The organism is Veillonella sp. T14073-2, from assembly GCF_002959875.1.
GTDB classification, from domain to species: Bacteria; Bacillota; Negativicutes; order Veillonellales; family Veillonellaceae; genus Veillonella; species Veillonella infantium.
In genome coordinates this window covers 1-26,572 of sequence record NZ_PPDC01000003.1, presented here as the reverse complement: position 1 = coordinate 26,572, position 26,572 = coordinate 1, and the positions used below count along the sequence as shown (strand labels likewise).

The window sequence follows — 26,572 nt, the reverse complement described above, 5'->3', positions numbered from 1 at the left end:
ACCGGGGACGGCTCTTATTGTTTGTTCTAATATCTATTTTATTTAGATACTACATTAATAGGTTCACCTTTGAAGAAGGCTTGTACATTGTCACGAATGATACCTACCAAGCGTTGACGTGTTTCAAGACCTTTCCAGCCCATATGAGGTGTAAGGATAACATTATCTAATGTATATAGAGGGCTATCCTCTGCTGGAGGTTCTACCTCTTGTACATCGAGACCTGCACCTGCAATGCGTTTAGCCGCTAATGCTTCACAAAGCTCTGCTTCGTTAATAAGTGGACCACGACCAGTATTGATAATAACTGCGCTAGGTTTCATTTTACCGATAGTTTCTTTATTAATCATGTGCTTAGTTTGGTCATTCAATGGGCAATGCAATGTAATATAATCGCTATTCTCTAGCAATTCATCAAGACTTACATATCGAATACCATCGCCATCAGCCTTTGGCGTACGTGTATAAACCAAGATATTCATACCCAGTGCTTTTGCAACTTTGATCACTTCCATACCAATGAGACCAGCACCAACAACACCTAATGTTTTACCATTCACCTCTGTATGACTCACTTGTAAATGTTTTGTGAAATTACTGCGATCACCTTTAGCAAGCATGCCGATTTGTTTCTGCATAGTAGACGCAAAATTGAGGATCATCATAATTACCGTATGTGCTACACGCTCTGTACTATATGCTGGAATATTACACACAGTAATGCCTCTTTCCTTAGCAGCGTTGAGGTCAATATTATTATAACCTGTCCCCGCTTCTACAATGAGTTTTACAGTATCTGGGAATTGTGAAAGCAAATCAGCCCCTACTGGTAATTCTTTTGTAACTACAACGCGAGCCCCTTGAATACGTTCAATAAGCTCTGCATTTGTACTATCATCATAAACCTGTACATCACTAGATAATACGGAGAAATCTAATGCTTGGTCGTAATTCATTTTACTTGCATTTACCACTACTACACGTTCGCTCATAGGAACCTCCTACATAGTTATTAAATTTATAGAGTATACGTAACACCAAAATCTATGGGTTACATACACATATTAGAGAAAATACATCTACATAAATTATACTATTATTTATATAATTTAAACTATACATATTATAATGCGCTCTATCAATAATGCACCCCATCAATTAGTATACTTTCACAATTATTGTATATAATATATGCAGAAAAGCTATAAAATTCGTAACAAAACCAATATTTCTGTATAAAACTTTCACAAAAGTATTGTGTAATTCCACAAAAGTTATAAAATAAAAGTAAAGTTATATAGAATTGAGGAATATCATGAGACCCACCTATTTGACCATAAATACAAGTCTCGTTCGTGAGAACTTGCGCAAAATTAAAGATAGTTTACCGGAATGGAGCACATCTACCGCTGTTATCAAGGCTAACGGCTATGGCCACGGCAGTGTTATGATGGGCCGAATCGCTGTTGAAGAAGGTTATGAATCCTTAGCCGTTGCCATTCCTGAAGAGTCAGTTCCACTTCGCAACGCCGGGATTATGGTACCAATTTATCTACTTGGCCTCACAAGACCTCAGTCCTTTGAGCTCGTAGCAGACACAAATTCCATCCCAGCTGTATGCGAATCTACTGATTTAGACGCCCTCGACAAGGTAGCAGAAAATCACGATATGATTATTCGCGTTGCAGTCGCCGTTGATACAGGCATGCATCGTATTGGTATCAAGCCTGAAGATGCTATTGAGTTTATCAAACGCGTTGAGTCCTACGAAAATCTTGAGGTAGACGGTTTCTTCTCTCATATGAGTAACGCCGATGCGGCGGATCAACGCCACGCTCATGGACAGGCGCAAAAATTCCATAAGATGGTCGATGAAATCCGTGCATTTAGACCTGATGCGGACTATCGCTTCTCTCTTGCCAATAGTGCTGGCTTATTATCTGTAAAAGACAGCTTATTTACCGATGCTCGTCCTGGCATTATTCAATACGGCATTATGCCATCCCTTGATGTGCCAAATCGATTAGGGTTAAAACCGGTCCTCTCCTTCCATAGCGAAGTAGTACATGTACAGCAACTAGAAGCAGGTGAAGGTATCGGTTATGGTTCTACCTATGTGACACCTGAACCAATGACGATTGCTACCATACCTGTAGGCTATGCAGATGGATACCCTCGTAGCTTATCCAACCGCGGTACAGTCCTTATTCATGGCACACGTTGTCCTGTAGTGGGCCGCATCTGTATGGACCAATTCATGGTGGCCGTTCCAGATACGATTACTGTACAACCAGGTGACAAGGTTGTGCTCCTAGGTTCTCAAGGTCATGAAAGCATCTCTGCACTCGAGATTGCCGCCCTTGCCTCTACAATTCCTTATGAAATCTTCTGTGGATTCTCAGAACGCGTACCTCGACAATACATATAAAAAGCTAACTATTGTTACTAATAGAAAATGCTCCATATACCAAAAGCGCAGATATACATTGTATCTGCGCTTTTCTAATTTTTACTACGTATTTTCCTTATATGGTACATCATTTATATTGAATGGACATAGAAAAAGCCCGTAATACATGCAGCGGTCTACATGTATTACGGGCTTTCCTGCTCTCCTATACCTAGCGTACTGTAAAGCAGTTACGTTCTTATTGTGAGAGAGAGTATTATATACCAAGTATATAATCTTATGATTGGGAGGGAACCACAATGCATAAGGGGCCCTCTGAACGACAGACGGCATAGGAGAGAGTCAATGTTTGTCTATCCAATCCAGAGGGCTGCGTGTGTGTAATTGTTTATTGTGTGTGTAAGTGTATTGTGTGTGTGTAAGTAAGTGTGTATAGTTTTGTGTGTTTAGTGTTCGTGTATTAAAGGGGTTGCTTTACAGTAGGATAGGCTTAGAAGTAGCTTATTTTACGGCCATACCTGTTTTAGCATCCAATACGATGGATACAGGTTTGTTTTGTGCATCATGGAACTCTACAGTATATATAGGTTTACCATTTTGGTTCACTACAGACCAAGAGTTAATACCAGTTGCTACATTGCCAGTTTGTGCGAAGGCTGCATTGATCGCCACATGTGGAGGTAACACAGTACCAGCATCAATAGCACTAGCTTCCATGGATGCATCATATGCTTTAGGAGTACCTTCAGTTACATTACCAGTTGCCACATCTAGAGTCATGGAATGGGCACCACTAGCATTGAAACCGTCTACTTCATAAATAGCAGTTTTGTCGGCAGCTTTGAAGGATACATTAGTAATCTTAGAGTCGCCATATTTATTTTCAAATTGATCGATTAAATAATTCGCACCAATTACGAAAATACTATTTTGATCGACTACGCCTGCTTGCTTACTTGTTGTGCTAGGTTGTGATTTTCCACTTTTAGAGTTTTTTTTTCCTCTTTAGTAGTTTCTTTTTTGTCAGCTTTTACTTTAGGCGCTTTGTGTGCTTGCGCTTTTTTAGTATTTTTTTCGTCTTTATTAGCTTCTACTTTTTTATCTGCTGCACGTACTACTTTAGCTTCGCTAGGAGCTTTTGCTACCGCTGCAGTTTCAATTGTAGGAGTTGCTGCTGCTGGATTAGCTGCTGCTGGAACTACAGTGGCTTGAGCAACTGGAGCTTTTACATCTTGAGTTGCTGTTGGAACTGGTGTAGTATCTTTAGCTGGTGTAGCTGGAGTCACTTCAACTTTAGCTGCTGTAGGTACTACTTTAGCTGTTGTAGGAGCTACTTCTGCTTTAGCTGCTACTGGAGCTACTTCTGTTTTAGCTGCTGGAGTCACTTGAATAGTAGGAACTACTTGATGAGTAGCAGGTTCTGCTACAGGAGCTGCAGTAGCTGCTACCTCTTGAGTTACAGGAACTGGTGTGGCTTGTTCAGCTGCTGTTACTGCTACAGTAGCACCAAATACGCCAGCTACTGCTAAAGCAATACTGCTTTTCAAAATAGATTTTTTCATAATATCCTCCTTGATAATTCATATACATGCAATTTTACGCATATATATTTCAACCAACTCGGTGTCATCGTTACAGTTCCAAAACATATATCTAGCGTGGACTGTAGATATATAGTCTGGAAACTCCCGATATATTTGAGTTCTGTCTTTTGACTGGACACATATTATCGATAATCTATGAAATAAAAATGTAGAATTCACCAGTCTAGCTTATTTTGGGGTGAGAATAAAATGAATTTATATGTAATTTCAATGAAATTCTATAGTATTCGATTTACAACTAAGTATTCCATGAACTAACTTCAAAAAGCCATTTTTCCCATAAATAAAGGAACAGAAGACACTCATTGTAATTCTCATAATGTAAACAGCCCCTTTCATGAGCAAATGTTCACAAAAAAACTCCTTAAAACTATCCTTTTCTACAAAAAAAGATAATTTTAAGGAGTTTATTCTTATATTTAAAATAATAAACCTTCTACTATTAAGTTATATTTACTAGTCACAGTAATGTTTAGTCGTCAAATTTAACAGACAACAACGTACCATTCATAGCATCAATGCGTACATCAACCTCTTTATCACCTTCTGTACCAAAGCTAACTTTGTATACTATTTTACCTTTATCATAGTGTACAGACCACTCATTAAGGCTTGTCGCTTTGCCTTGTGTTTGAGCATAAGCAAAGTTAACTACCGCTGCTGGCGGTAAGATTTCACGAGGATCAAAGGATTTTTTCTTTAAGGATTTATGGAAGTCACCTTCACGTTTTTCAAAGATTTGATTTGTTGCATAGATATAAGTGAGCTCATATTTGCCACTTTCATCAACACCTTCTACATCATATCTAATTTGACCACCATCCGCATCAAAAGCGATTTCAGTGATAGCTGCATTTGGATGATTTTGAATAAATGCATTCAATAAACCATTTGCACCTACAATCGCTGCATGGTTTCCATCAACAACTGCAATAGTTGGTTCTACTGCTACTAAAGGCGCCGCACTTGCATTTGGCATGCCAAACACTGCTGCCAAGGCTAATACAAGACTACCTTTTACGAATAAGGATTTCATAGGCTCCTCCATCTCTCAAACAGGACCATAGTGTATATATACAATTATACACTAAATCGATACGATTTATTAATCTTTATTTATAATATTAATGCATAGACCACTGCCCTATGATACAATGCACGTAGAATATTTTTTACTACAAGTGAGACCATTATGATTTCAATATATCCTACTATATATCACACATTTCAATGCAAAGCAGATCGATGTGAAAATACATGCTGCCAACTGTGGACCATCGATATTGACGAGACCACTGCTGAACGCTATCATGCCATGACAGGACCTCTTGGTGAAAGCTTACGACAAGCCATCACTATCGATGACGAAGGTAGCCATTTCGTGTTTTCTAAAGAACAACCTATGTGTCCGTTACTCAATGAAAATGGCCTCTGTAAGGTGGTGCTCGAACTAGGTGAAGAAGGCCTATGCGATACATGTCACATGCATCCGCGATTTTATAAATATATTGAGGACCTCGAGCTATGTGGGGTTGGTTTATCCTGTGAAGCATCGGTAGAACTGCTAGCAGAAGACATGCAATCTAATCAAGTAATCTTTACTATTGAAGACGATAACGGCGAATTTAGTCCTGATGAACGTTTAACTATTCAGAATATATTTGAACTATTAGCCTTTGATGTAGATTCAGCACTATTTCATTATATTCCATCCCCTGACGCACAGTATTATACAAGACTATTAGATCTATATGGTACAACAGAGCCTATCGATGAAGACTGGACTGCACAAATCAGTGCATTATCTCATGATATAGATAAACTCACTACCTCTGTTCAAACCTATGTTGCCACTCATGATATGGGGCTATTCAACAAGGTATTCCAATACATCTTATATCGTCAAATCGATATGCTAGCAGATTATTCTTTAGAAGCCATCCTTTCCTATGCTAAGGATGGCGTGGAATACATACTTATGACAAGTGTCCTCGAAGGCTCTCCACTTAAACAAGTGGCAAGATGGTCCCAACAAATCGAATACGACGAAGACAATGTAGAACTGCTATTACAACATTACGAAACAACAAAAAACCTCCTAGTATAAACTAGGAGGTTTTTATATAGTTACGCAAACAGTATGCGCATAATCCAGTTATATAAAAGATTTATAATAAATAATACCACATAAACAGCCCCTACTGTAAGAGGCTCTATGTTCATAATACGAGATAAAAGCATGACCGCCACATAGATAACGGCACAAACATAGGCTAGTGCTAAAGGAACTAATAGAATCATCAAAAATGGCGTAATATAAATGCAAATAATAGATACCAAAATTAATGCTAATCCCAGTGCGCCTGTATAGCCTTCCACATAAGCAGTGCCCATTAATACTTGCTTGAAATCAAACTCACGCTCTAAAAGAACGCTCAGTAATTTCCACAATATAAAGCTACCTACAAACCAATATATACCAAGACCTAATATCTCTCTCAATATAGAAAATATGCCATATACAGCAGGAATAAAGCCAAATAAAAAACCACCAAAGGTCATGGCCAAAGGTAACAGAACAATACCTAAAGCAAAGCCTAAAATATGAGTGGCACACCAACCGGCAAGGCCAGCTTTAATACCCTTTTCTAAGGTACCAAACCAGAAGATTTCATCTATTCCCTTCTTCGGTGAACGCACCAGCAGGGATATTTCTTGTAAAAATGTCGTATCCATAACTAACTCCGCTCTCAACTATACTATAAGTTTAATTATATCATAAATTCCAAGATTTAAATTATATATAATTAATTTTAATATAAATTAAACGATAAAAAAACCACAAGACTTTCATCTTGCGGTTATACTCGATTTTATGTCTTATATTATTTAACTAATGTATGTACAAAGCGGATCCATTGAGGTAATACCGACACTGATAGCAATGCTACAACAAACATAACAATTTAAGTAATCGCCAGATAACGAAGGCTCCTAGGATAATCTGAAAAATTAAAAACGATGCATTCCCGAAGGCACTCACTATATCAAAATGTGTTAACCCTGTCATCCGTTTTATGCCTAATGCGGGAGATACGGCTTTCACTATCAAAGGCAACGCATAAGTCATAATGCTCCTTATCTGTTATCGAGTTAATGTATATAGCACTTCACACAACAAAGCCACTAGAATGGCAAGCAACATAATGCTTAGACCTTCATAAGCACTACCATTAATACAAGCCCCTGCAATACGTCCCATGGTCTGTAGTAACAATACAGTACTAAGAATGCATAATACAATCATACAAAAACCAATAATGGCTTGTAGTAGAATTGGTATAGTCGTAAGAATCAGCATAATACCTGCCGTAAGAGTGATCATAGCTACTACGAGTTGAGCAAAGGCCATCATATGTAAAACCCCAGTGACTACGCCGCGGATATAGAACTTACGTTTTTGTAGTATCGCATAGCCTATAACAATGCCAGACACGAGGGCCGCTTTTAAAATTACCCACCCGAACCGACCGATATTCCAAAACTCACGCGGTTTACTTAAGTGTTCAAAAAAGATTTGTGTTTCATGTTGACCTACGGGAAGCGAAAACATTTGCCACTTCACTAATAGTGATGAATTGCGTATCAAAGCACGTATAGCATCTAGATATACACTTTCACCGACGATGGTAAATTGATAGCATATGAGCGTCAATACGAGCATCCAAGCAAGCTGTCCATAGGTAACATCATAGTGGTACATTCGTGGATTTTTTTCTTCAATGGGGTTTAATAAGCGATATACGAACTCTACTAAACCTGCCATCATACCTCTCACCACCTTTTACTCAACAAGAATAGCACCATTCCATATAGAATGATGCAGCACACAACACAAGATTACGAATTTCTAACAATAATTTTATTTTTAATTCATACTCTGTTCATTATTATAGCACAAAAGCAAGGTATATACATACCTTGCTTTCATTATTTTCATAACTATTTAATTACATATGAGTAGCAATCATAACTAGGCCTACCAAAATGCCAATAAAGACCACAGGAATTAAAGATGCCAAAATTCCAATACCAAAAGTCGCAAGTCGTCCCTTTTCAATTTGACGTGCCATAAGTGTTAAACTCACCCAGAAACACCAAATATAGGCTACTACTTGGAGTATCCAATAAGAGAACCCAATAATATATAAGATAATATCAGGCGCATAAACATCTAAATTAAAGCCATAAACAATAAGGACCAAAATTGCTTCAACAATAGATAGAACAAGGGATATAACCATAGAATATGCACTTTGGTACCAACAAATCTTTAATATAGACTCATAATTGGTATGGGCACCAAATTTATTAGCTATTTGGCTAAATAGAACTGAATAAATAGCTAATATAGCAAATGTTAATAATGCATATAATACTAATACAAAAAATCCGGCCCCAGCAAGAACCCCCAACGCAGCTCCTAGCTGTGGAGCTGAAGCACCTAAGGAATAAACCATTCCAGCTTGTATAATCCAACTCACAAGCAGACTAATAGCAAGCATCCCCATGGTACATGCAAAACCTCGTTGAATTGTACCAAATTCAACAATCTCTGGAATGCCACGTTTAAAAGGCTCTCTAATAAGCGCCCAAAGATCTAAATACCATTTTCTTTCCATATGTTCCCCTCCAAAACATCTAAATCACATATTTCTATCATTTTATCATAATACACATTTAAAATAAATATAAATTTATTTTAAATCGATTTGCGACCATGATTAACAAATAAAAAGATTGGCAGCTGCCTTAACAGAATCTACCAACCTTTCAATTACATATGTATTTAAGTTGTCATGAATAACATAATACCGCCAGCACCAAAGATGAAGGATACTATATAAAAGGAAATCCCCGTGATCCAAGGACTTACTCCAAATTGCTTAGACATAAGCTGGGCCATAACAAAGACATTAAAGAGCTCCATCGTGCTTAATCCGCCCGTACCACCTCGAATACGTAAGTCTAACAAGAGATAAGTAGGCGCAGCAACAAGTGCAAATATCAAATGAATCCAGCTGGCAATACAGCTACTCAAAAGCAAGTCTGCCACTAGTTGCTTATAGGTAACTTGCCCCTTAAACACCTTAAAAACACCATATAAAATACCAGAGGTTACAAGAATAAATACTGCAATTCCAAGTACATAGCCAATAATAGAAACTATCTCAAGTTCTACAGGACTGATAACCTCCCAAATAAGAGTTTTAAAAAATGGACTCTTTGGGAAAAGCAACATCAATATGTATAAACCCAAATCAGTTATAATTAGAGATCCAATAGCTAGTAATAACATGTTTTTAATGGTCACAAAATGCATCCATTTTTCTATATAAGGACCAAACAAACCCTTCATAATACTCTACCTTATAAATCCTCACTCTTAAATAATTGATACCCCTCAAAGTAATAACTATGATCAAGCCCCTTCATAAATAGTTCCCGATTATTGATATCGTCAGTAAGCGCCGCTGCTAATACAGCTTTAATTTCTAAATCATTTACAGGGCTGCGCTCCATAGCAGATAAATATTTTTCCTTATCAATTTGACTCCAATCAATAGTTTTTTGTAGTTCAACACAAAGCATATGATCAAGCCACAAACGCATACTACGTCCATTACCCTCTCTAAAAGGATGAGCTACATTCATTTCTACATACTTCTCTACAATTTCATCAAATGAATTTTGTGGCATGCTTTCAATAGTTTTAATCGCTTCAGATAGATACATAACAGGAACAAAACGAAAGTTCCCTTTAGAAATATTTACAGTACGTAGCTCACCAGCAAAATCATATATATCTTGAAATAATACCTTATGGATGTCTTGTAATGTAGTCCAAGTACCACTAGACATGTTATTAAGTAGGTTCTGCTCAAATAATCTAGTCGCAGATTTTTTACTTATTCGTTCTTCTTCTCTAGCCAAAGTTGGAGAATCAGTAATGCCTAATTTATTAGTGATAACCATATTGGACCTCCTTTTTATTTTATCTCGTAATATATATTATACTATATTCATAAAACTTTAGTTGAAACTAACATGGCATACAAAATAAAAAGCAGCCCTCAAAGGGGCTGCTTTATGGTTCATCTTATTTCAAAGATGCTGCAATTTTTGTAAGGTTTTCATCCATACGTTCTAAGTATGTCTTGTTATCTTCATTGCTTTCGATTGTGTAAATAGTTTCTACCTTAGCACCAACTTCATTTGCCAATGTTTTAGAAACTTCTGGGCTAGCCATTTCTTCTGCAAAGATAGTAGTGATATTGTTTTCTTTACAATACTTAATGAGCTCTGCCAATTGTGCTGCGTTTGGTTCGCCTTCAGCAAATACATCTTCTACGCTATTTTGCTCTAAACCAAAGTCACGGCATAGGTACGCAAATGCGGCATGGCCTGTAACGAAGTTTTTATGAGGAGCTTTAGCGAATTGCTCTTCATATTTTTTAATCATAGCATCTAATTTTGCTACGTATTCAGTGTAGTTCTTTTCGTAGTAGTCCTTGTTAGCTGGGTCAGCTTTTACAAGAGCATCTTTAATGTTTTTCACTTCAATTTTAGCATTTTTCAAAGATAACCATGCGTGAGGATCTTCTGCGCCATGTTCCTTAATTTCTTCAGGATCAGTATTTTTAATAGGTTCTACGCCCTCTGTAGCAACAACAGTGATGAGTTTACTATTTTTAGCTGCATCAATCGCTTGTTGTGCCCAAGGCTCCATGCCAAAACCGTTATAAACAAATACTTGAGCTGTTGCCAATTGTTTCATATTTTCTGGTTTCAACTCGAAATCATGTGGCTCTACGCCATCTGGAATAATAGTAGACACCTCTACCTTGTCACCGCCAATAGCCTTTGCAAATTCAGCCATTGCATTAAAACTTGTTACCACTTGGATCTTCTTACTTGCTTGTTCCTTCGGTGCATCATTACCACAGCCTGCAAATAGAGCGGCCATCATGATGCCTACAACTAACAAAACCAGTTTCTTGACCATCGTAGTCCTCCTTTGTGAAATCCTGATCGCTATGCCTTCATAGAATACTGCTTATTCTTTTATTGCAGTTGCGACTCAGTTGCATTTGTAATATAGTTATAGTATAAACTTACTCAAGATTTTGTCAATTAGAAAAGTGGTTTTTATATGTTATCTATTGAACATCTTTATTTTTCCTATCAAGGTCAGCCACCTTATGTGTTGAATGACCTTAACTTACATATTCACAGTGGTGATTATATATCCATCGTTGGGGACAATGGGTCTGGTAAAAGTACCCTTCTACGTCTCATCTTAGGGTTCTTGACACCTGTAAAAGGCTCTATCAAGCGAGATACAAACAACATTCGCTACGTATCTCAAAAGAATGATTTCTCTCATGCAGGCTTTCCTATTACGGTAAAAGAAATTCTTGATTCTTACCGTAAATTACTAAAAATTAAAGACAAACATGAGGTCGATCGCGTATTAGAGCTTACCAATATGACAGAGTTTAAAGATCGATTGATTAGTAAGCTTTCAGGGGGACAGGCACAACGCGTATCCATTGCTCGTGCCCTCATCGGTAATCCTGATCTTATCATCCTTGACGAGCCATCTACAGGTATCGATAGAAAGAGTCAAGAAGGTATTTATAGCCTCCTTCGAGAGTTAAATCAAGTACATCATATTACAATTATATCTGTAGAACATAACCTTGAAATGGCCCTTGCTAATTCAACCAATATCTACCACATCGCAAATGGCAAAGGCCACCTTTGTTCCCCTGAACAATACGCTAGTGAAATTATGCACAGCACAGGACGCAATCCTATGGATCACGAAAACTGTGCTTGCTTCACAGATGTAACAACTCAGGCTCAGGCTCAGGCTCAGGCTCAGGCTCAGGCTCAGGCTCAGGCTCAGGCTCAGGCTCAGGCCGATGATACTACAACCGAGGAGGTGCGCCATGTTTAGTTATGATTTTATGCAAAACGCCTTCTTCGTAGCCATCTGCATTTCCCTCTTATGCCCCTGTATCGGTATCTTTATGGTACTACGCCGTTCTAGTATGATTGGCGATACCATGAGCCATGCATCCCTTGCAGGTATTACCCTAGGCTTATTGACGAATACCAACCCTATCTTAGGAGCTTTCATTTTTACCGCCATCTGTGGTGCCCTCATCGAGTTCTTACGAAAATACTTTTCCCATCATCTCGATTTGATTCTTACCATTATTTTATCCCTCAGTATTGGTACTGCTATTACTCTTATTAGTTCAGGCAAGTTAAAAGCTAATGCTAATGTGTTTTTCTTTGGTAGCATACTGACCGTCAACACGGCGGATATGATAAGCATTGCAGCCCTTACTATTTTGTCAGTATTAACGCTATACTTCTTGTATAACTCACTACTCTACATTGCCTATGATGAGGAAGCAGCTCGCGTAGCCGGTGTTAAGGTAGATTTTATCAACTATATTTTTGCTATCTTAATGGCTGCTGCCGTATCTATTTCTATTAAAATCGTAGGGGTCCTCGTATTGAGTGCTATGATTGCACTACCAGTAGCATCGGCACTACAACTAGAAAAAGGATTTAGAACAACTCTACTATGCTCCATTGGATTTAGCTTACTAGCCATGGTTATTGGCCTATTTGGCTCCTACTATCTCAATGTAGCACCAGGTGGTTTTGTATCTCTCACATCGGTCGCAATTCTACTTGTAGTATTAATCATTAAAAACATCCGTACAATCATACGTCGTATGCAGTTTAGTAGATAAACCCCAATAATAATCTATATGTAGATAGATATTCAATTAACACTATTAGTTATCTCCCTATATAAGTGTATAGCATATTAGTATTAAAACAGAATTGAAAGAGAGTTATGAATACAACAACTTGGCCAGAAGGCATAAAAAAGACCAAGCAGCGTGAAGCCATTTGGTCTGTATTAACTAGTATAGATAAACCTATTACGGCTATGGAAATCGCAGATCGATTAGGCGATGGTAGCACTACTTGGATGTCCACTATTTATCGTACTCTTGAATTATTAGAAACAAAGGGTATCGTTACCCGTACAACACTCATGGGTAGCGATATGGCCTACTATGAAATCACACCTCATACACACCGTCACTATGCAGTATGTACTAGCTGTGGCACTATGATACCTCTACACACCTGCCCTGTCGTAGAAATGCCACAAGAACTTAGCGATGCGGGATTCACTGTAACAGAACATCATCTAGAAATTGCAGGTCTCTGTAAAAAATGTAGTAGTAAAAATAAATAATACATACACACACAAACAGGACGTAACTTTTAAAGTTACGTCCTGTTGAGATTTTAATATGATATTTTTAATATGTTTTGTATTGGCCTTATTTAGCTTTCACAATTACAACATCAACGGAGCCACAACGAAGCCAAGTGCTACTGCGATAGCGATGGCAAGCACACCAGGGATGAAGAACGGATGGTTAAATACGAGTTTACCGATTCGTGTAGAGCCGGTGTCATCCATTTGTACAGCCCCCAAAAGTGTTGGGTATGTAGGCAATACGAAGAGTGCAGATACAGCTGCGAAGGATGCGATAATAATATATACGGATCCTGGGTTCTCAGGTGTAATACCGAGAGCTAAAATTACGGCAGGTACCAACGCTTGTGTAGTTGCCGCTTGGCTGTACAACAATGTACTTGCAAAGAAGAATGCTACGGCTAACAAGAACGGATATGCTGTTACCATGCTAGAAGCGAGAGCTTTGATTTCAGGAATATGACCTTTTACGAAAGTATCGCCCAACCATGCTACACCTAGTACACAGACACAAGCGGATAAACCGGATTTGAATGTGCTAGTATTAACAAGTTGTGCTGTATCAATCTTACAGAAGTAAGTGATTGCTGCTGCGATAATCATCATGAAGCCGATGATAGCATCATTTCGACCAAAGATAACTGGTTTAACAAGACCAATGTTTTTGGAGATTGCAGTTGCATAGAATACAATACAGATAATACCAATTAAGAAAATCAATACAGAAGTTTTTGCGCCTGGTTTCAAATGGAAATCGGCATTTTTTTCACGAGGTGGTGCCACGTGACCTGCTGCCAAACGTTCTTGGTATACTGGATCAGAAGACAAATCATTATTCGCAAATGTAGACATAACAAAGGCAGTAATCATAACTGCTACGAATGTTGTAGAAATACAAATAGCGAGCAATGTTGGATAGTTTACCCCAAACGGTTCAAGGAAACCACTCATAGCAACAACTGCTGCAGATACTGGGCTAGCTGTAATAGCGATTTGGCTCGCTACAACGGCGATGGATAAAGGTACAGATGGCTTAATGTTTTCACTTTTTGCCACCTCTACGATTACCGGAATCATAGAGAATGCTGTATGACCAGTACCGGCCAATAGAGTTAAGAAATACGTTACTGTTGGTGCTAAATAGTTGATGTGTTTAGGGTTTTTACGTAAAATATTTTCCGCAATACGCACCAAATAATCAAGACCGCCGGCTAACTGTAAGGCACAGATGGCAGCGATAGCAGACATGATGATGAGAATTACATCCCAAGGAATCTGTCCAGGGAACATACCCATACCAAGGCTTAACAATACTACCCCAAGGCCGCCAGCGTAACCGATGCCCATACCACCGAGGCGAACACCAAGGAAGATGGCACCAAATAAAATAATAACTTGCATAATTACATAAATGTCCATACGATGACCTCCTTTATACATATATAGTATCATAGATATGCAAAATTATCATCGAATTTTCACAATATATAGTCTATATCTTATAGTTTAAAGACTTAATAAAAGCCCATAATTAAAATATAAAAAGCTATATATGTCGACGACTCTACTCACGTAGCATCATAACATATATAGCTTTTCCTTTTAGCCTAACTCTTTATAAAATACTTAGGCATAAATCGTTATAGAATAATTGGCCGTAAATCTTCGAGAATCCCCTCTTCTTCGGTAGCTCGTTGGATACTTTCACCAACGATGCGAACCATATCCTCTAATTGTTCCACAGTAGACGCCAATGGAGGCATGAGAATTACTACATCGCCGATAGGACGGCAAATAAGGCCTTGTTCACGAGCAAGAATAGCCACCTTAGCCCCTACCGCATCATTTGGACGATACGCTTCATGAGTGGCCACATCTTTTTCAAGTTCAATACCTACGATGAGGCCTCGTTGACGAACCTCTTTCACATGTTTTAATTTTTCAATAGGTTTTAATGCATTGGTGAAAGCCTCGATTTTTTTAGGCAATCCTTCGATGACCTTCTCTTCGCGGAAAACTTTCAACGAAGCCAATGCAACTGCACAAGCTAAGGCATTACCTGTGTAGGAGTGACCATGATAGAATGTTTTCTTTTCTTCAAAGGTGCCAAGGAATGCATCAAATATGCGTTGTGTAGTCAATGTGGCAGCTAGAGGCATATAACCACCAGTAATACCTTTAGATAAGGTCATAAAGTCTGGAGCCACATCTTCGTGTTCGCAGGCAAAGAATTTACCAGTACGCCCAAAGCCTGTTGCCACTTCATCGACAATGAGAAATACGTCATGTTTCGCAGTCAATTCACGAACGCGTTTCAAGTATCCATGAGGCATTACAAGCATCCCTGCTGCAGCTTGCACTAGTGGTTCCATAACGAGAGCTGTGATTTCATCACCCTCTTCATTGAGGATACGTTCTAATTCAGCCAAAGACTCTTCAAAGGCTTTATCTCGATCAGCTACATCGCGATATACGCCAGGGCTTGGCAATGTCAACGGTTTGAATAATAGATTATGGAACACTTGGTGGAATAATTGAATGCCACCTACAGATACAGTTCCCAATGTATCCCCATGATAACCCGCATTAAGAGCAATGAACTTAGTTTTCTTCGTTTGCCCCACTAGCTGACGATATTGGTACGCCATCTTAATAGCAACTTCAATAGCTGTACTACCATCATCAGACAAAAATACTTTATTTAAACCTTCTGGGGCGAGCTCTACTAATTCTTTACACAATTGTGCAGATGGTGGGCTTACAAGACCGAGCAATGTGCTATGAGCAATTTTATCCACTTGTTCTTTCAATGCCTGGTTTAATACAGGATGGTTATGTCCATGAATGTTAACCCATAATGAGGACACGCCATCATAATACTTTTTACCGTTCTCATCGATGAGGTATACCCCCTCACCACGTTCGATTACGACTGGTTCTTGTGCCAACCAATCTTGCATTTGTGTAAATGGATGCCATACAAACTCATGATCCCATTGTGCTGCTTGTGAAAGCTGTTTCTCTGCCATTTTGTCACCTCATACGTAAAAATTTTACAAACTATAATTCCCTATCCCTATAAAGTTCTACTACAATAACAATCTATTAATATAAATGATTAGGCCAGATTAAATTACAATATCTAACTACTATATGCCTAATACTGTATTCCACACCTTCTTAGAGTCCACAAAGGACCGAGCCCAACCAAGCTGAACCTTTTGGATATCCGGACCTTGGTATGGCGGTACAACAGCCACCACAGGAATACCTGTATATCGTTCCATGTCTTCCACATTTGTTTTCAACAAAAACGGATCCACTGCAGTCGTATCATTGACAATGATAGCTTTCACCTCAATACCATGCATCTTAGCGTATTCACAAGTTAAAATAGCGCGGTTAATGGAGCCCAACCGTCCATCGGCTACAACGATGGCTGGTAATTTAATATCTTTCATTAAATCCGTAAATGTTTTATCGCCGTAAAGAGGTGTTGTAATACCACCAGCACCTTCTACAAAGGTTAAATCATAGCGATTAACAACATCTAATGTATGAGCTACTACACCAGCATAATCGATTTCTATACCAGCTAATTCTGCTGCAAGACGAGGAGAAAAATCTCCCGCAATAGCATATGGATTAACCTCGTGACGACGCGACTCAGGAATACCAGCGGAACGCATCAAATATGTAGCATCCTTGCTTTCAAGATCCACATTATAATTATCCTCATCCATCGTTACACATTCAGGAAAAGGTACTGCGCTGGAGGACACCGGTTTAACCATACCAACCGTAAAGCCATCATCTACAGCCATGGCCCCTAATAAGCCCGTTACAAACGTCTTGCCTACATCTGTATCTGTACCAATTATAGAAATACCTAACTGTTTCATACATGTCTCCTCTCAGCGATACTTAACGCCGCATAGGTTAACCAATTTATGTGAGTAAGTTTACAATCTAATTACAATATACAGCTAAACGGAATATATAGTCAACCTATTATTCCGCTTAAGGTTTACCGTAATAGGACTATATGGGGCCCCCATACATTAGTGCAAGCCTTGTTAAAAATCACAGAACCTAGCTCATCGCTCCAAAGCGAGCTAAGTCGCTCTTTACTAGGTTCTGTGATTTTTATGGCTGTACTTATGTAACAGTCCCATATAGTCCTATCTACAACCATAAATGCGAGAATAGTAGGTTGGCTATATATGGAGAAAAGAGAAAAAGAGTGATGACTAACCGATTAGCGACTTAGCTCGCTTTGGAGCGTAGAGATTAGTCATCACTCTTTTTTATCTAAATGTAGCTATGTAGAGGGGCCCCATTAATTTCCCCTCTCTCGATACAGCGAAATTACGCTAACTCGTTAATGGCATTCAGATTTGATGGGACTAATTCATAGGTACAGTAGGAAAAAGGACGAGAACTTCTCCCTCTTACTTATTTGATACAGTGAATTTCGTTTTATTGATATATGAATAGACTCGATGGGACTAGTTCATAAATACAGTTATAAAAAGAGTGATGACTAACCGATTAGCGACTTAGCTCGCTTTGGAGCGTAGAGGTTAGTCATCACTCTTTTTTACCTAAATGTAGTTATGTAAAGGGGCCCCATCGAGGCCACTACTAAATCTCAATATAACGGAATTCGCCTGTATCAGGATCCATCATCCCTCCATAGAATCCCATTCCTTTTGGGAATAGTGGGTGGTTACGCAAGAAGTTAACGGTATAGATTACATTGTCTTCGGATATGTGGAAACGATCCATCCAATCAATAAGTCCTGGTTCGATCATGCGAATCGCATCTTCACTGATACCTTTTTCTTTCATGGACTCCATAAAAGTTGTAGCAGAGAAATCAATCATGCCGCAGTTCTCATGGCCGATGACTAATACATCTTCAATTTCCATACCATACGTAGCAACTAGCAAGCTTTGTACAATATTATCGATAGGTTGCGTTACACTATTACCAGCTGTTTTTATAACGATGATTTCACCACGGTTAAAACCTAATGCATCTTCTAGCATGCAGACTAAACGCGTATCCATACATGTGACAATACCTAGTTTTTTAGTAGGATGGCTTGTTAATCCTGCTTTTGGTAATTCTGGGTGGTTTTTCACATACTCTTTATTGGTTTCAATTATTTGTTTAATATCAATCATAAGGTACCTCATTTACATTTCTATCTATAAAATAGATTCTATTCATTATATACAATATATTCAATGAAAAACAAGAGATTTTCATCACATATAAATATTTATTATAACCTATATCCTTCATAAGAAATCCACAAAAATCGTATTAATTCAATATTTATAATTAATATTCATTTATTATACCTTTTATTCTTATATATTTATAAAAATGAATATACTGTATATTTCTTACATTACTAGTAGATTATAATTCCCCCAATGTGGTACTATTAAAACTATAGAAGAGAAACGCCACATGATACCACATATGACGTGAACTGTATGTACAGTAAGGAGGTTTTTATTATGGGTATCAATCAAAAAACATTGCCAGGCATTCTGCTCTGTGCAGTCCTCGCTATTCCTTGTTGGCTATTAGGCCTGGAATTTCACCTTATTGGTAGTCCAATCTTTGCCATTATCTTAGGTATAATTATTGGCTCTATATTCACATCTTGGAAACGCGAAAAAACTGGTGCCGGCATTGGATTTACATCCAAAAAGATTTTACAATGGGCCGTTATTTTATTGGGCTTTGGCTTAAATATTACACAGATTTTACATGTAGGTTGGATTTCATTACCTGTCATCATTTCAACCATCGCTACATCCTTAATCGTGTCCTATGTTATCTATCGACTCACTCACATCGACTCTAATACAGCTGTACTTATCGGCGTAGGTTCCTCCATTTGTGGTGGTTCTGCTATCGCTGCAGCTGCACCAGTCATCAAGGCAGAGGATCAAGATATTGCCCAAGCAATCTCCGTTGTATTCTTCTTCAATGTAGTAGCAGCTTTTGTATTCCCTCCATTTGGTGATGCTATTGGTCTTTCTAATATGGGCTTTGGTCTATTTGCTGGTACCGCTGTAAACGATACATCCTCTGTAACAGCTACTGCTGCTGTATGGGATAGCATGAAAGGCACTGGTACACAAGTTCTAGAATATGCAACAATCGTTAAATTAACACGTACCCTTGCAATTATTCCGATTTGTTTAGGTTTAGCAAGTTACCAAGTATATAAAGCAAAACAAAGTGCTGCTCAAGCTGATGGTAGCAGTGTTAGCATCGCTAAAATCTTCCCTAAATTTGTTTTATACTTTGTGATTTGTTCTCTTATTACAACAGCATTATCCTATGCGAATGTAGATATTCAATTCTTGAGTGTATTCAAAACTATTTCCAAATACTTTATTACAATGGCCATGGTTGCTATCGGTCTTAATACTAATATCGTAAAATTGATAAAATCCGGTGGTTCTGCCCTTGCATTGGGTGCTTGTTGCTGGATTGCCATCACAGCAGTCAGCCTAGCTACACAACATATGATTGGTTTATGGTAAGAAATATACATACCTATTTTAATATGATATAATTGTATATAGTTAGAATAGTAATAACCCCTCCAGTAATGGAGGGGTTTCGTGCTACTATTCACCTTATTAGTACTTTATCATACTATAGTTAGGAGGGTTAACATGTACTTCTTACAAGGACTTCTTGTCGGTCTCGCAACATTTGCCCCTGTTGGCATGCAAAACCTCTTCATCATCAACACAGCATTGGTACAGCCTATACGTCGTATCATATTGACCCTTATCATATTGGCACTATTTGATATGAGCCTCAGTACGGCAGCCTTCTTTGGTATCGGCGCCATTCTTGAAATGTGGCCGCTTACAAAGCTTATCGTACTCCTTTTTGGGGGCCTACTGATTGTATACATGGGCTTTAATATATTCAGAACTGAACCAGATATACGCAATGTAAATACGAATATTCCAATTCGTAAAATTATCCTATCCGCTATCGCTGTATCCTGGGGGAATCCTCAAGCCGTTCTTGATGCAACTATGATGCTCGGCGCCTTTCAAGCTAATATACCTGAAGAAGGTATTTATTATTTCTTTGGAGGCTTCCTAGCTATGACCCCAATGTGGTTTGGAGCCTTGGCTGCCACCATGCATTTATTAGCTAAAAAAATAAAAATTACCCATATGGCTTGGATCAATCGCTTCTGTGGTGCAGTACTCGTCATTTATGGCATAAAATTATTTATCGATGGTGTTACAATGCTCTTGGAATATGTTTAATTAAACAATCCTCAATAAAGCAATATTCAAACAATAAAGCCGTTAGCATATGCTAACGGCTTTTATATTGTAATTGTTTATTTGTTATATGACGATTAAATTTATTTTACATAATCCGTCTTTGATACATTAAAACTCTGCTAAAACTTGTTTAAACATTTCTCTAAAGGCTTCTACATAGGTGTTACTTTGATTTTGTTGCGATACAAAGTAGTAATTGCGCTCCATCGATTTACCATGGTTAGTTAATACCTTGCGCTCAATACCTGGCATGGAGTCGGTTAAATATTTAAAACGATCAAGCAGCAATAGTCCTTGTTGACCTGCTACTAAATAGCGAGCCTCCTCTAATGTACGAGCATATGCAAAGGCACCAGCATAACCAATGGCCTTACGATAATGTTCTTCCTCAGCTAGCGTATACTTACCGCGACAAACTAAGATAAGTGGTAAGTCATCAATAGTTTTAATTTCAACGCTACCTTCCTTTGTATAGCCTTGTGGCACCTCGATTACTGTGGTCGCCTTATCAATCAAATGACTTTCATAATCATCAGATAAAATCTGCCACTGATCATTAAATATTACATCTACACGACGATCATCTAACATGCCATATAGTTCCTCATGACTGCCACTATACATGCGAATATCTAGGTTTTTATAGCGTTTAGCCATGCGAATGACCGTTTGCTGCATAGCCATCCCACTATAGCGATTTAAATAGCCAATTCGTAAGCTAACACGTGCATCTGTACCAATGCGGGTTGTTTCTACCTTAATATCGTGAAAGCGTTCTAGTAATTTTTTACCAGATCGATATAAATATTGCCCCGCTGGTGTTAGGTGAAAGCTTCGTTTTTCTCGTACCATCAGCTCCACGCCTAAACTCGTTTCAAGGGCTTTAATTTGTTGTGAAATAGCAGATTGAGACACATACTGCTCAGTCGCAGCTTGAGTAAAACTATTATTATCAACTACACACACAAAATACTCTAATTGTTTCAACAACATAACGATACACTCTCATCTCTCTTATAATTAGTAGCCTTACTCTATCTACTAGCCCACTACACAACATACACCAACCCCTCTCATTGGTATTTGCTACTCACATAATATTTTTCTCTACAACTACAACTACAACTACAACTACAACTACAACTACAACTACAACTACAACTACAACTACAACTACAATTATTATATTTCATTGAAAGTAGATTCACTATGATGAACTGCTTTCACGAGACATAACTAAATTACGATATACAAACCAGGACGCCACAAAGAATATTGTTGCCGTAGACCAGAACACAGCACCATATCCAAAGGCACGCGCAATAACACCACTAATAACAGGCCCTAATACATTACCCATCATTGCTACGCTAGATACGGCACCAAAGACAATGCCGCGTCGCTCAATAGGGACGGCCTTGGATATCAGTGTATTTGCAATTGGCGTAATAAAGCCCATAAAGAATCCGGCTATAGCACGGAATACGCCAAGTCCCCATATACTAGGCATTAAGTATTGCAAAATAAATAAGGAGCCCACCGCCCATGTAGCAGTAAAGATAATACGAGGCATGGTCAATCGTTGGGTTACCTTACCGATTGAAATGGATGCTAAGGCGCTAAACAAACCAGCACCAAAGATAATAATCCCTACAATGGTAGCCACAAAATCATCATTTACTGCCATATAGTGTTTGATATAAAGCGGTAAGATAGGACCAATACCAGTAATACCAAAGTTACATAAAAACTGCATCGCCACTAATAAACGAACTCGGGGTATCATGAGAAATGATTTAATCAAAGAAACCTGTGATTCTTGAGCGTCTACCTTATGCTTAAACTGCAAGTTAGGCATTAAGAAATAAATACCTAATAAGCAAATGCCAGTCAATCCGGAAAATATAAAGAATGGCGCTCTATAACCTAATAAATCGGCCGCTAAGCCACCCATAAGAGGACCAAAGACAAGGCCCATCACCATAGATGCTTGATACAGCCCCATCGCCCATGGCACCTTTTCCTCAGGCGTTATAAGGACGATAATAGCCAAACCGATTGGTACATAACCGCCTACAACACCTTGCAATAGCCTTAGGACTAATAACTGTGCTGGGGTTTGGGTGAAAGCACAGGCCCCGACTGTAACCATTAAGGTAAATAAGATAAACATCATTACCTTACGAGGTCCCAGTTGATTTGCCTTACGCGACCAATACGGTGCACTAAGCGCTACCATACAAGGCGTTACCCCTGATACAATACCGGCCCACATAGCAGCTTTACCTGGATTATGTAGACCTAACTCTATAAGGAATAACGGAAGGAATGATAGTACCCCTATAATTGTTATTCCCCCACCGATCTGTATAATACAGATTAAATAGATAATTCGTTTCCAAGAAGAATCCATAGTGACCTTCTTTCTTATCAGTATATACTTACACAAAACAATAGAATATACTCATAATATTATTGTATCGTAAACTACAAAAAAAGACCATCTCTTCCACATATAAAGGGTTGAGATGGTCTCTTTTTAATTCTATGATTATACGACTTTTATAAGAATAAAAGTACGTATACATTATTTATTTTTGTTTGAACATCCAATAGATGTAGTAAATAACAAGTGCATACGTCACTACATCAAATACAGGCAAGAATGGTACCATTTTAGACAAACGTCCAAAACCATGAACATGAATATTTGCTGCAATGATAGCAATAAGGTTCAAACGATGAATCCAGATTACTTTTTTACAAGATACAGATTTTGCCATATTGCCTACCCAAGGCGTTAAGTACAATACGGCAAAGATAAGAGCAATAAACATGGCTCCAAGGGAGATATAACCGCCCCAGAATCCTAAGAAGGACTTCAATGCTTTCAAGAAGTATACATACCAATGTGCACATACAAGAACAACACTAACGATACCTACGATGCGATGAACTTCAAACATTTCTTTTGGATTATATCGTTTGATAAACCATTTTGGTCTTGTTGCAATATATGTTAATACAAGCCAAGATACATAAGGAATAAGGCCTAGGTGAACCTTCCAGTTACCAAATGATCTACCTCCTGTTACATAACCATATTCTACCATTCCCATAAATATTAGGGATAAAACTGCAATCCATATTAAAATATGGTATTTACTCTTAAACTGTTTTTTTACTACTTCTGCCATATAAACCTCACCATTTCTTATACAAACTACCAGTATATATCTAGTTGGCCTAATGTAGCATGCTAACAATTTCGATCCACATAGCATTCTACTTAGAACTTAAAACTAATTAGTTATTAAATCCAGATTCATCCTATAATTAGAACTAGAATTTGAAGTTGAGGTCTGCACGGTAGTAATCATTTACACGGTTACCATCTTGTGTTTTCGCATGGAAGCCATAGTAGGCATTAATACCAATATTTTTCTCTGGTGCGTAAGATGCACCTAATTGCCATGCTTTATAACCTTCATACCGTGTTTTCTTTAATAAATCATTAGATTCATATTTTTGCGTTTTAAATACAGGTGCATTTTTAGCTTGATCGTAGTAATCTAAGCGGATATCCCAAGAGTTCTTCTTGTTAATTTTATAATCACCCCATTTAACGCCTACGTTCCAAATATCGGAATTACTCAAGCCAGATGCTTTTACCCACTCGCCATCAATACCGAATTTACCAACATTATATTTAGCATTAAAGCCATATACATTATCGAATTCGTTATTTTTCTTGCCATTACCCATACGTACATTTGTTGTACCTAAATGAGCAAACATACCGCCAAAGCTAAAGCGATCATTAACAGCTACATGAGCATTAATAAGACCTACATCACCATTATCAGCTTTACTAGTCTTAGCAAAACGGCCTGCTGTCATATAACCATATGCACCATTTAATGTAACTTTATCACCTAGCTTCGCTGTAGCGCCTACACCATCAAAGTTAGAGCTATAAATCAAGCCACCGCCAAATTTTTGGGTATAACGACCAGCATCAACTACAACATTTTTACCGAATTTATGCTCTACATATGCTAAATCCCAATTAGCTTGAGCATCTTTAGAACTATCACCTAGTTCAATAGAGCCTGTTGTAATACGAGCTTTTACAGATGTATTTTTATTAACCTTTGCATCTAGGCCTAAACGTACACGGGCTGTAATTTTATCTTCGTAATCATAACCATCGATACCCTCTTTACCAATGTAGTTGATACGAGCATCACCAGTAACCTTTACATTGCCTACGCGGTCTTCCAATTTAGCTACACGCACACCAAGTGTATTCAATTCATTGGAGAACTCATCAGCTAATCGATTCAACATAGCTTGTTGTTCTGCATTAGCACGGTCTTGATTAGCCATGCCTTTCGCAATCATTTGAGCCATTTCGTAACGAGTAATGTTATTTTGACCTTTGAAAGTACCATCAGGGTAACCATTGATAATACCCGCTGTAGCCAATTGATCTACTGCTTGATAAGCCCAGCTATCGGACGGAACATCGGAAAATGGATTAACAGCAAACGCTGTAGCCACACCCATCATGGCTGCCACTGCAAAAGCACTGGTCATTTTACGTTTAATCATAATAAACCTCACACAATAAATAATAATTAATAAAAAATGAATAAATAATGAATTATATGACTATAATTATCATTATCATATTTAACATTAAGATAATAGCAATTTTCATTAGGTCAGTAAATAGAGAATGTATATCAATCTCACAATCAATTATGCATCAAACTGATAATATAGAATATTTTATTTCTTGGAAAATAAAGATATAACTAAAAAAGTCCCTTCTGTACTATACAGAAGGGACTTTAGCAATTCATATTATTTCTTTTTAAACATCAAGTAGATGCAATAAATCACAAGACCATATGTAATGATATCAAACACTTGAAGGAATGGTACCATTTTGGAAATTCTTGTAAAGCCATGGATATGAATATCTGCAGCAACTAATGCAACTAAGTTGAAACGGTGCAACCAAATACCAATATTACGGCTAGATGCAGTTACTTTTCTAAGTTTTGGCGTTAAGAACGCAAGGCCAGAGATTGTACCAATACCGAAGGAAGTAAGGGCTACATAGCCACCCCACCAACCGAGAACGGATTTAGCAGCTTTACCGAAATAGAGATACAAATGGAATGCAATAACAGCTACAGATGCAATACCTAATGCACGGTGAACCTTGAACATTTCACATAAATTATAACGACTTGTAAACCATTTAGGACGAGTTGCCAAATAAGTCATCACAATCCACGTACACCAAGGTACAAGACCTGTATAGACTTTATAGTTCCCGAAGGCACGACCACTCTCAATGTACCCCCACTCTAGCAAACCGATCATAATTAAGGAGAATACTACAATCCATATGAAGATATGGTAAATACTCTTATACTGTTTCGTTTCCACTTGATTCATCATACACCTCTCTAACATAATTCCTGAAATATCAATTTTACTTAACATATTTTATCATTTAAATCGAAATTTGCAGATTACTTATATTAGATAGGTAGCATTCATTATAAGAATAATTCTAATTTAGTCTTTCATTTTAACTATATAAACAACTCAAAAGTGTTTCGGTAAAAGATAGGTAATTCAATCAGAAATAGTGTTATGTTATGTTATCTAAACTACTCTAACAAAAATTAATAAATCATAACCACCCGTAGAACGGGTGGTTTGCTCTGACCCTATAAGGGTCTTTCTCTAGTGGTGGCCCTCTAAAGAGGGCATTGAATGATCTGACAACCACTCTATTACCACTGGCTGCCCCCT

At 37.9% G+C, this 26,572-nt stretch carries 26 protein-coding genes; 7 read left to right on the top strand and 19 right to left on the bottom strand.

What is annotated here, in order from left to right; genetic code table 11:
- Positions 1 to 38 precede the first annotated feature (38 nt).
- The gene (locus VCHSUH04_RS02345; RefSeq protein ID WP_105085179.1) at positions 39 to 992 is read right to left on the bottom strand and encodes a 2-hydroxyacid dehydrogenase; all 954 of its coding nucleotides are present in this window, start codon (positions 990 to 992) and stop codon (positions 39 to 41) included.
- Positions 993 to 1,315: 323 nt separating this feature from the next.
- On the opposite strand from VCHSUH04_RS02345, the gene alr reads away from it, so the two are divergent.
- A complete protein-coding gene (alr, locus tag VCHSUH04_RS02340; protein ID WP_105085178.1) occupies positions 1,316 to 2,428 on the top strand; it encodes an alanine racemase in 1,113 nt (370 codons plus the stop codon).
- 483 nt (positions 2,429 to 2,911) lie between these two features.
- On the opposite strand, the gene VCHSUH04_RS02335 is transcribed toward alr, so the two are convergent.
- The 3 genes from VCHSUH04_RS02335 to VCHSUH04_RS02325 form a co-directional block, all read right to left on the bottom strand.
- A complete protein-coding gene (locus tag VCHSUH04_RS02335) occupies positions 2,912 to 3,190 on the bottom strand; it encodes a PepSY domain-containing protein (protein ID WP_105085177.1) in 279 nt (92 codons plus the stop codon).
- Between the two features lie 158 nt (positions 3,191 to 3,348).
- Positions 3,349 to 3,972 carry a ribonuclease E gene (locus VCHSUH04_RS02330; protein WP_105085176.1) on the bottom strand — a complete coding sequence of 208 codons (624 nt, stop codon included), beginning with the start codon at positions 3,970 to 3,972 and terminating at the stop codon, positions 3,349 to 3,351.
- Positions 3,973 to 4,486: 514 nt separating this feature from the next.
- Positions 4,487 to 5,050, bottom strand: coding sequence for a PepSY domain-containing protein (locus VCHSUH04_RS02325; protein WP_199176428.1), 564 nt, complete (start codon positions 5,048 to 5,050; stop codon positions 4,487 to 4,489).
- 156 nt (positions 5,051 to 5,206) lie between these two features.
- Here VCHSUH04_RS02325 and fliB point away from each other — a divergent pair, with 156 nt between their 5' ends.
- Positions 5,207 to 6,121 (top strand): flagellin lysine-N-methylase, encoded by a 915-nt coding sequence (fliB, locus tag VCHSUH04_RS02320; RefSeq protein ID WP_105085174.1) that lies wholly within the window; start codon positions 5,207 to 5,209, stop codon positions 6,119 to 6,121.
- 20 nt (positions 6,122 to 6,141) lie between these two features.
- Here the strand turns inward: fliB and VCHSUH04_RS02315 are convergent, their stop codons facing one another.
- The 6 genes from VCHSUH04_RS02315 to VCHSUH04_RS02285 all read right to left on the bottom strand — a co-directional run bounded on the left by VCHSUH04_RS02315 (position 6,142) and on the right by VCHSUH04_RS02285 (position 11,080).
- Positions 6,142 to 6,750: a hypothetical protein gene (locus tag VCHSUH04_RS02315; protein WP_105085173.1), complete on the bottom strand. Its 609-nt coding sequence runs from the start codon at positions 6,748 to 6,750 to the stop codon at positions 6,142 to 6,144.
- 409 nt (positions 6,751 to 7,159) lie between these two features.
- Complete coding sequence (locus VCHSUH04_RS02305; RefSeq protein WP_105085172.1) at positions 7,160 to 7,843, bottom strand: hypothetical protein; 684 nt, start codon at positions 7,841 to 7,843, stop codon at positions 7,160 to 7,162.
- Between the two features lie 181 nt (positions 7,844 to 8,024).
- Positions 8,025 to 8,696 carry a hypothetical protein gene (locus VCHSUH04_RS02300; protein WP_105085171.1) on the bottom strand — a complete coding sequence of 224 codons (672 nt, stop codon included), beginning with the start codon at positions 8,694 to 8,696 and terminating at the stop codon, positions 8,025 to 8,027.
- Between the two features lie 167 nt (positions 8,697 to 8,863).
- Entirely contained in the window at positions 8,864 to 9,433 is a 570-nt protein-coding gene (locus tag VCHSUH04_RS02295) for a hypothetical protein (RefSeq protein ID WP_105085170.1), read from the bottom strand.
- A gap of 11 nt (positions 9,434 to 9,444) precedes the next feature.
- Positions 9,445 to 10,050 carry a protein adenylyltransferase Fic gene (gene fic / locus VCHSUH04_RS02290; RefSeq protein WP_105085169.1) on the bottom strand — a complete coding sequence of 202 codons (606 nt, stop codon included), beginning with the start codon at positions 10,048 to 10,050 and terminating at the stop codon, positions 9,445 to 9,447.
- 124 nt (positions 10,051 to 10,174) lie between these two features.
- Positions 10,175 to 11,080 carry a metal ABC transporter substrate-binding protein gene (locus VCHSUH04_RS02285; protein ID WP_105085168.1) on the bottom strand — a complete coding sequence of 302 codons (906 nt, stop codon included), beginning with the start codon at positions 11,078 to 11,080 and terminating at the stop codon, positions 10,175 to 10,177.
- 147 nt (positions 11,081 to 11,227) lie between these two features.
- Between VCHSUH04_RS02285 and VCHSUH04_RS02280 the strand changes: the two genes are divergently transcribed.
- The 3 genes from VCHSUH04_RS02280 (at position 11,228) to VCHSUH04_RS02270 (ending at position 13,366) form a co-directional block, all read left to right on the top strand.
- Positions 11,228 to 12,037, top strand: coding sequence for a metal ABC transporter ATP-binding protein (locus VCHSUH04_RS02280; RefSeq protein WP_105085167.1), 810 nt, complete (start codon positions 11,228 to 11,230; stop codon positions 12,035 to 12,037).
- Positions 12,030 to 12,848, top strand: a complete 819-nt coding sequence (locus VCHSUH04_RS02275) for a metal ABC transporter permease (protein WP_105085166.1) — start codon at positions 12,030 to 12,032, stop codon at positions 12,846 to 12,848. The genes VCHSUH04_RS02280 and VCHSUH04_RS02275 overlap by 8 nt, the downstream gene beginning before the upstream one ends.
- Positions 12,849 to 12,955: 107 nt before the next feature.
- Complete coding sequence (locus VCHSUH04_RS02270; RefSeq protein ID WP_105085165.1) at positions 12,956 to 13,366, top strand: Fur family transcriptional regulator; 411 nt, start codon at positions 12,956 to 12,958, stop codon at positions 13,364 to 13,366.
- A 105-nt stretch (positions 13,367 to 13,471) separates the two neighbouring features.
- Here VCHSUH04_RS02270 and VCHSUH04_RS02265 read toward each other — a convergent pair whose 3' ends face one another.
- The 4 genes from VCHSUH04_RS02265 to VCHSUH04_RS02250 form a co-directional block, all read right to left on the bottom strand.
- Positions 13,472 to 14,812 (bottom strand): anaerobic C4-dicarboxylate transporter, encoded by a 1,341-nt coding sequence (locus VCHSUH04_RS02265; RefSeq protein ID WP_105085164.1) that lies wholly within the window; start codon positions 14,810 to 14,812, stop codon positions 13,472 to 13,474.
- A gap of 221 nt (positions 14,813 to 15,033) precedes the next feature.
- Entirely contained in the window at positions 15,034 to 16,422 is a 1,389-nt protein-coding gene (gene bioA / locus VCHSUH04_RS02260; protein ID WP_105085163.1) for an adenosylmethionine--8-amino-7-oxononanoate transaminase, read from the bottom strand.
- A 120-nt stretch (positions 16,423 to 16,542) separates the two neighbouring features.
- Positions 16,543 to 17,295, bottom strand: a complete 753-nt coding sequence (gene bioD / locus VCHSUH04_RS02255) for a dethiobiotin synthase (protein WP_105085162.1) — start codon at positions 17,293 to 17,295, stop codon at positions 16,543 to 16,545.
- A gap of 742 nt (positions 17,296 to 18,037) precedes the next feature.
- Entirely contained in the window at positions 18,038 to 18,583 is a 546-nt protein-coding gene (locus tag VCHSUH04_RS02250; RefSeq protein WP_105085161.1) for a carbonic anhydrase, read from the bottom strand.
- 342 nt (positions 18,584 to 18,925) lie between these two features.
- On the opposite strand from VCHSUH04_RS02250, the gene VCHSUH04_RS02245 reads away from it, so the two are divergent.
- Together VCHSUH04_RS02245 and VCHSUH04_RS02240 are read left to right on the top strand one after the other, a co-directional pair.
- Positions 18,926 to 19,966 (top strand): YeiH family protein, encoded by a 1,041-nt coding sequence (locus tag VCHSUH04_RS02245; protein WP_105085160.1) that lies wholly within the window; start codon positions 18,926 to 18,928, stop codon positions 19,964 to 19,966.
- Between the two features lie 135 nt (positions 19,967 to 20,101).
- Positions 20,102 to 20,716: a LysE/ArgO family amino acid transporter gene (locus VCHSUH04_RS02240; RefSeq protein ID WP_105085159.1), complete on the top strand. Its 615-nt coding sequence runs from the start codon at positions 20,102 to 20,104 to the stop codon at positions 20,714 to 20,716.
- Between the two features lie 129 nt (positions 20,717 to 20,845).
- Here VCHSUH04_RS02240 and VCHSUH04_RS02235 read toward each other — a convergent pair whose 3' ends face one another.
- The 5 genes from VCHSUH04_RS02235 to VCHSUH04_RS02215 form a co-directional block, all read right to left on the bottom strand.
- On the bottom strand, positions 20,846 to 21,730 hold the full coding sequence (locus VCHSUH04_RS02235; RefSeq protein ID WP_105085158.1) for a LysR family transcriptional regulator: 885 nt from the start codon (positions 21,728 to 21,730) through the stop codon (positions 20,846 to 20,848).
- Positions 21,731 to 21,944: 214 nt separating this feature from the next.
- Positions 21,945 to 23,150 (bottom strand): MFS transporter, encoded by a 1,206-nt coding sequence (locus tag VCHSUH04_RS02230; RefSeq protein WP_105085157.1) that lies wholly within the window; start codon positions 23,148 to 23,150, stop codon positions 21,945 to 21,947.
- Between the two features lie 178 nt (positions 23,151 to 23,328).
- On the bottom strand, positions 23,329 to 23,934 hold the full coding sequence (locus VCHSUH04_RS02225; protein WP_105085156.1) for a hypothetical protein: 606 nt from the start codon (positions 23,932 to 23,934) through the stop codon (positions 23,329 to 23,331).
- Positions 23,935 to 24,079: 145 nt separating this feature from the next.
- Positions 24,080 to 25,351, bottom strand: a complete 1,272-nt coding sequence (locus VCHSUH04_RS02220) for a putative porin (RefSeq protein ID WP_105085155.1) — start codon at positions 25,349 to 25,351, stop codon at positions 24,080 to 24,082.
- A 255-nt stretch (positions 25,352 to 25,606) separates the two neighbouring features.
- Positions 25,607 to 26,209, bottom strand: a complete 603-nt coding sequence (locus VCHSUH04_RS02215) for a hypothetical protein (RefSeq protein ID WP_105085154.1) — start codon at positions 26,207 to 26,209, stop codon at positions 25,607 to 25,609.
- Positions 26,210 to 26,572 lie beyond the last annotated feature (363 nt).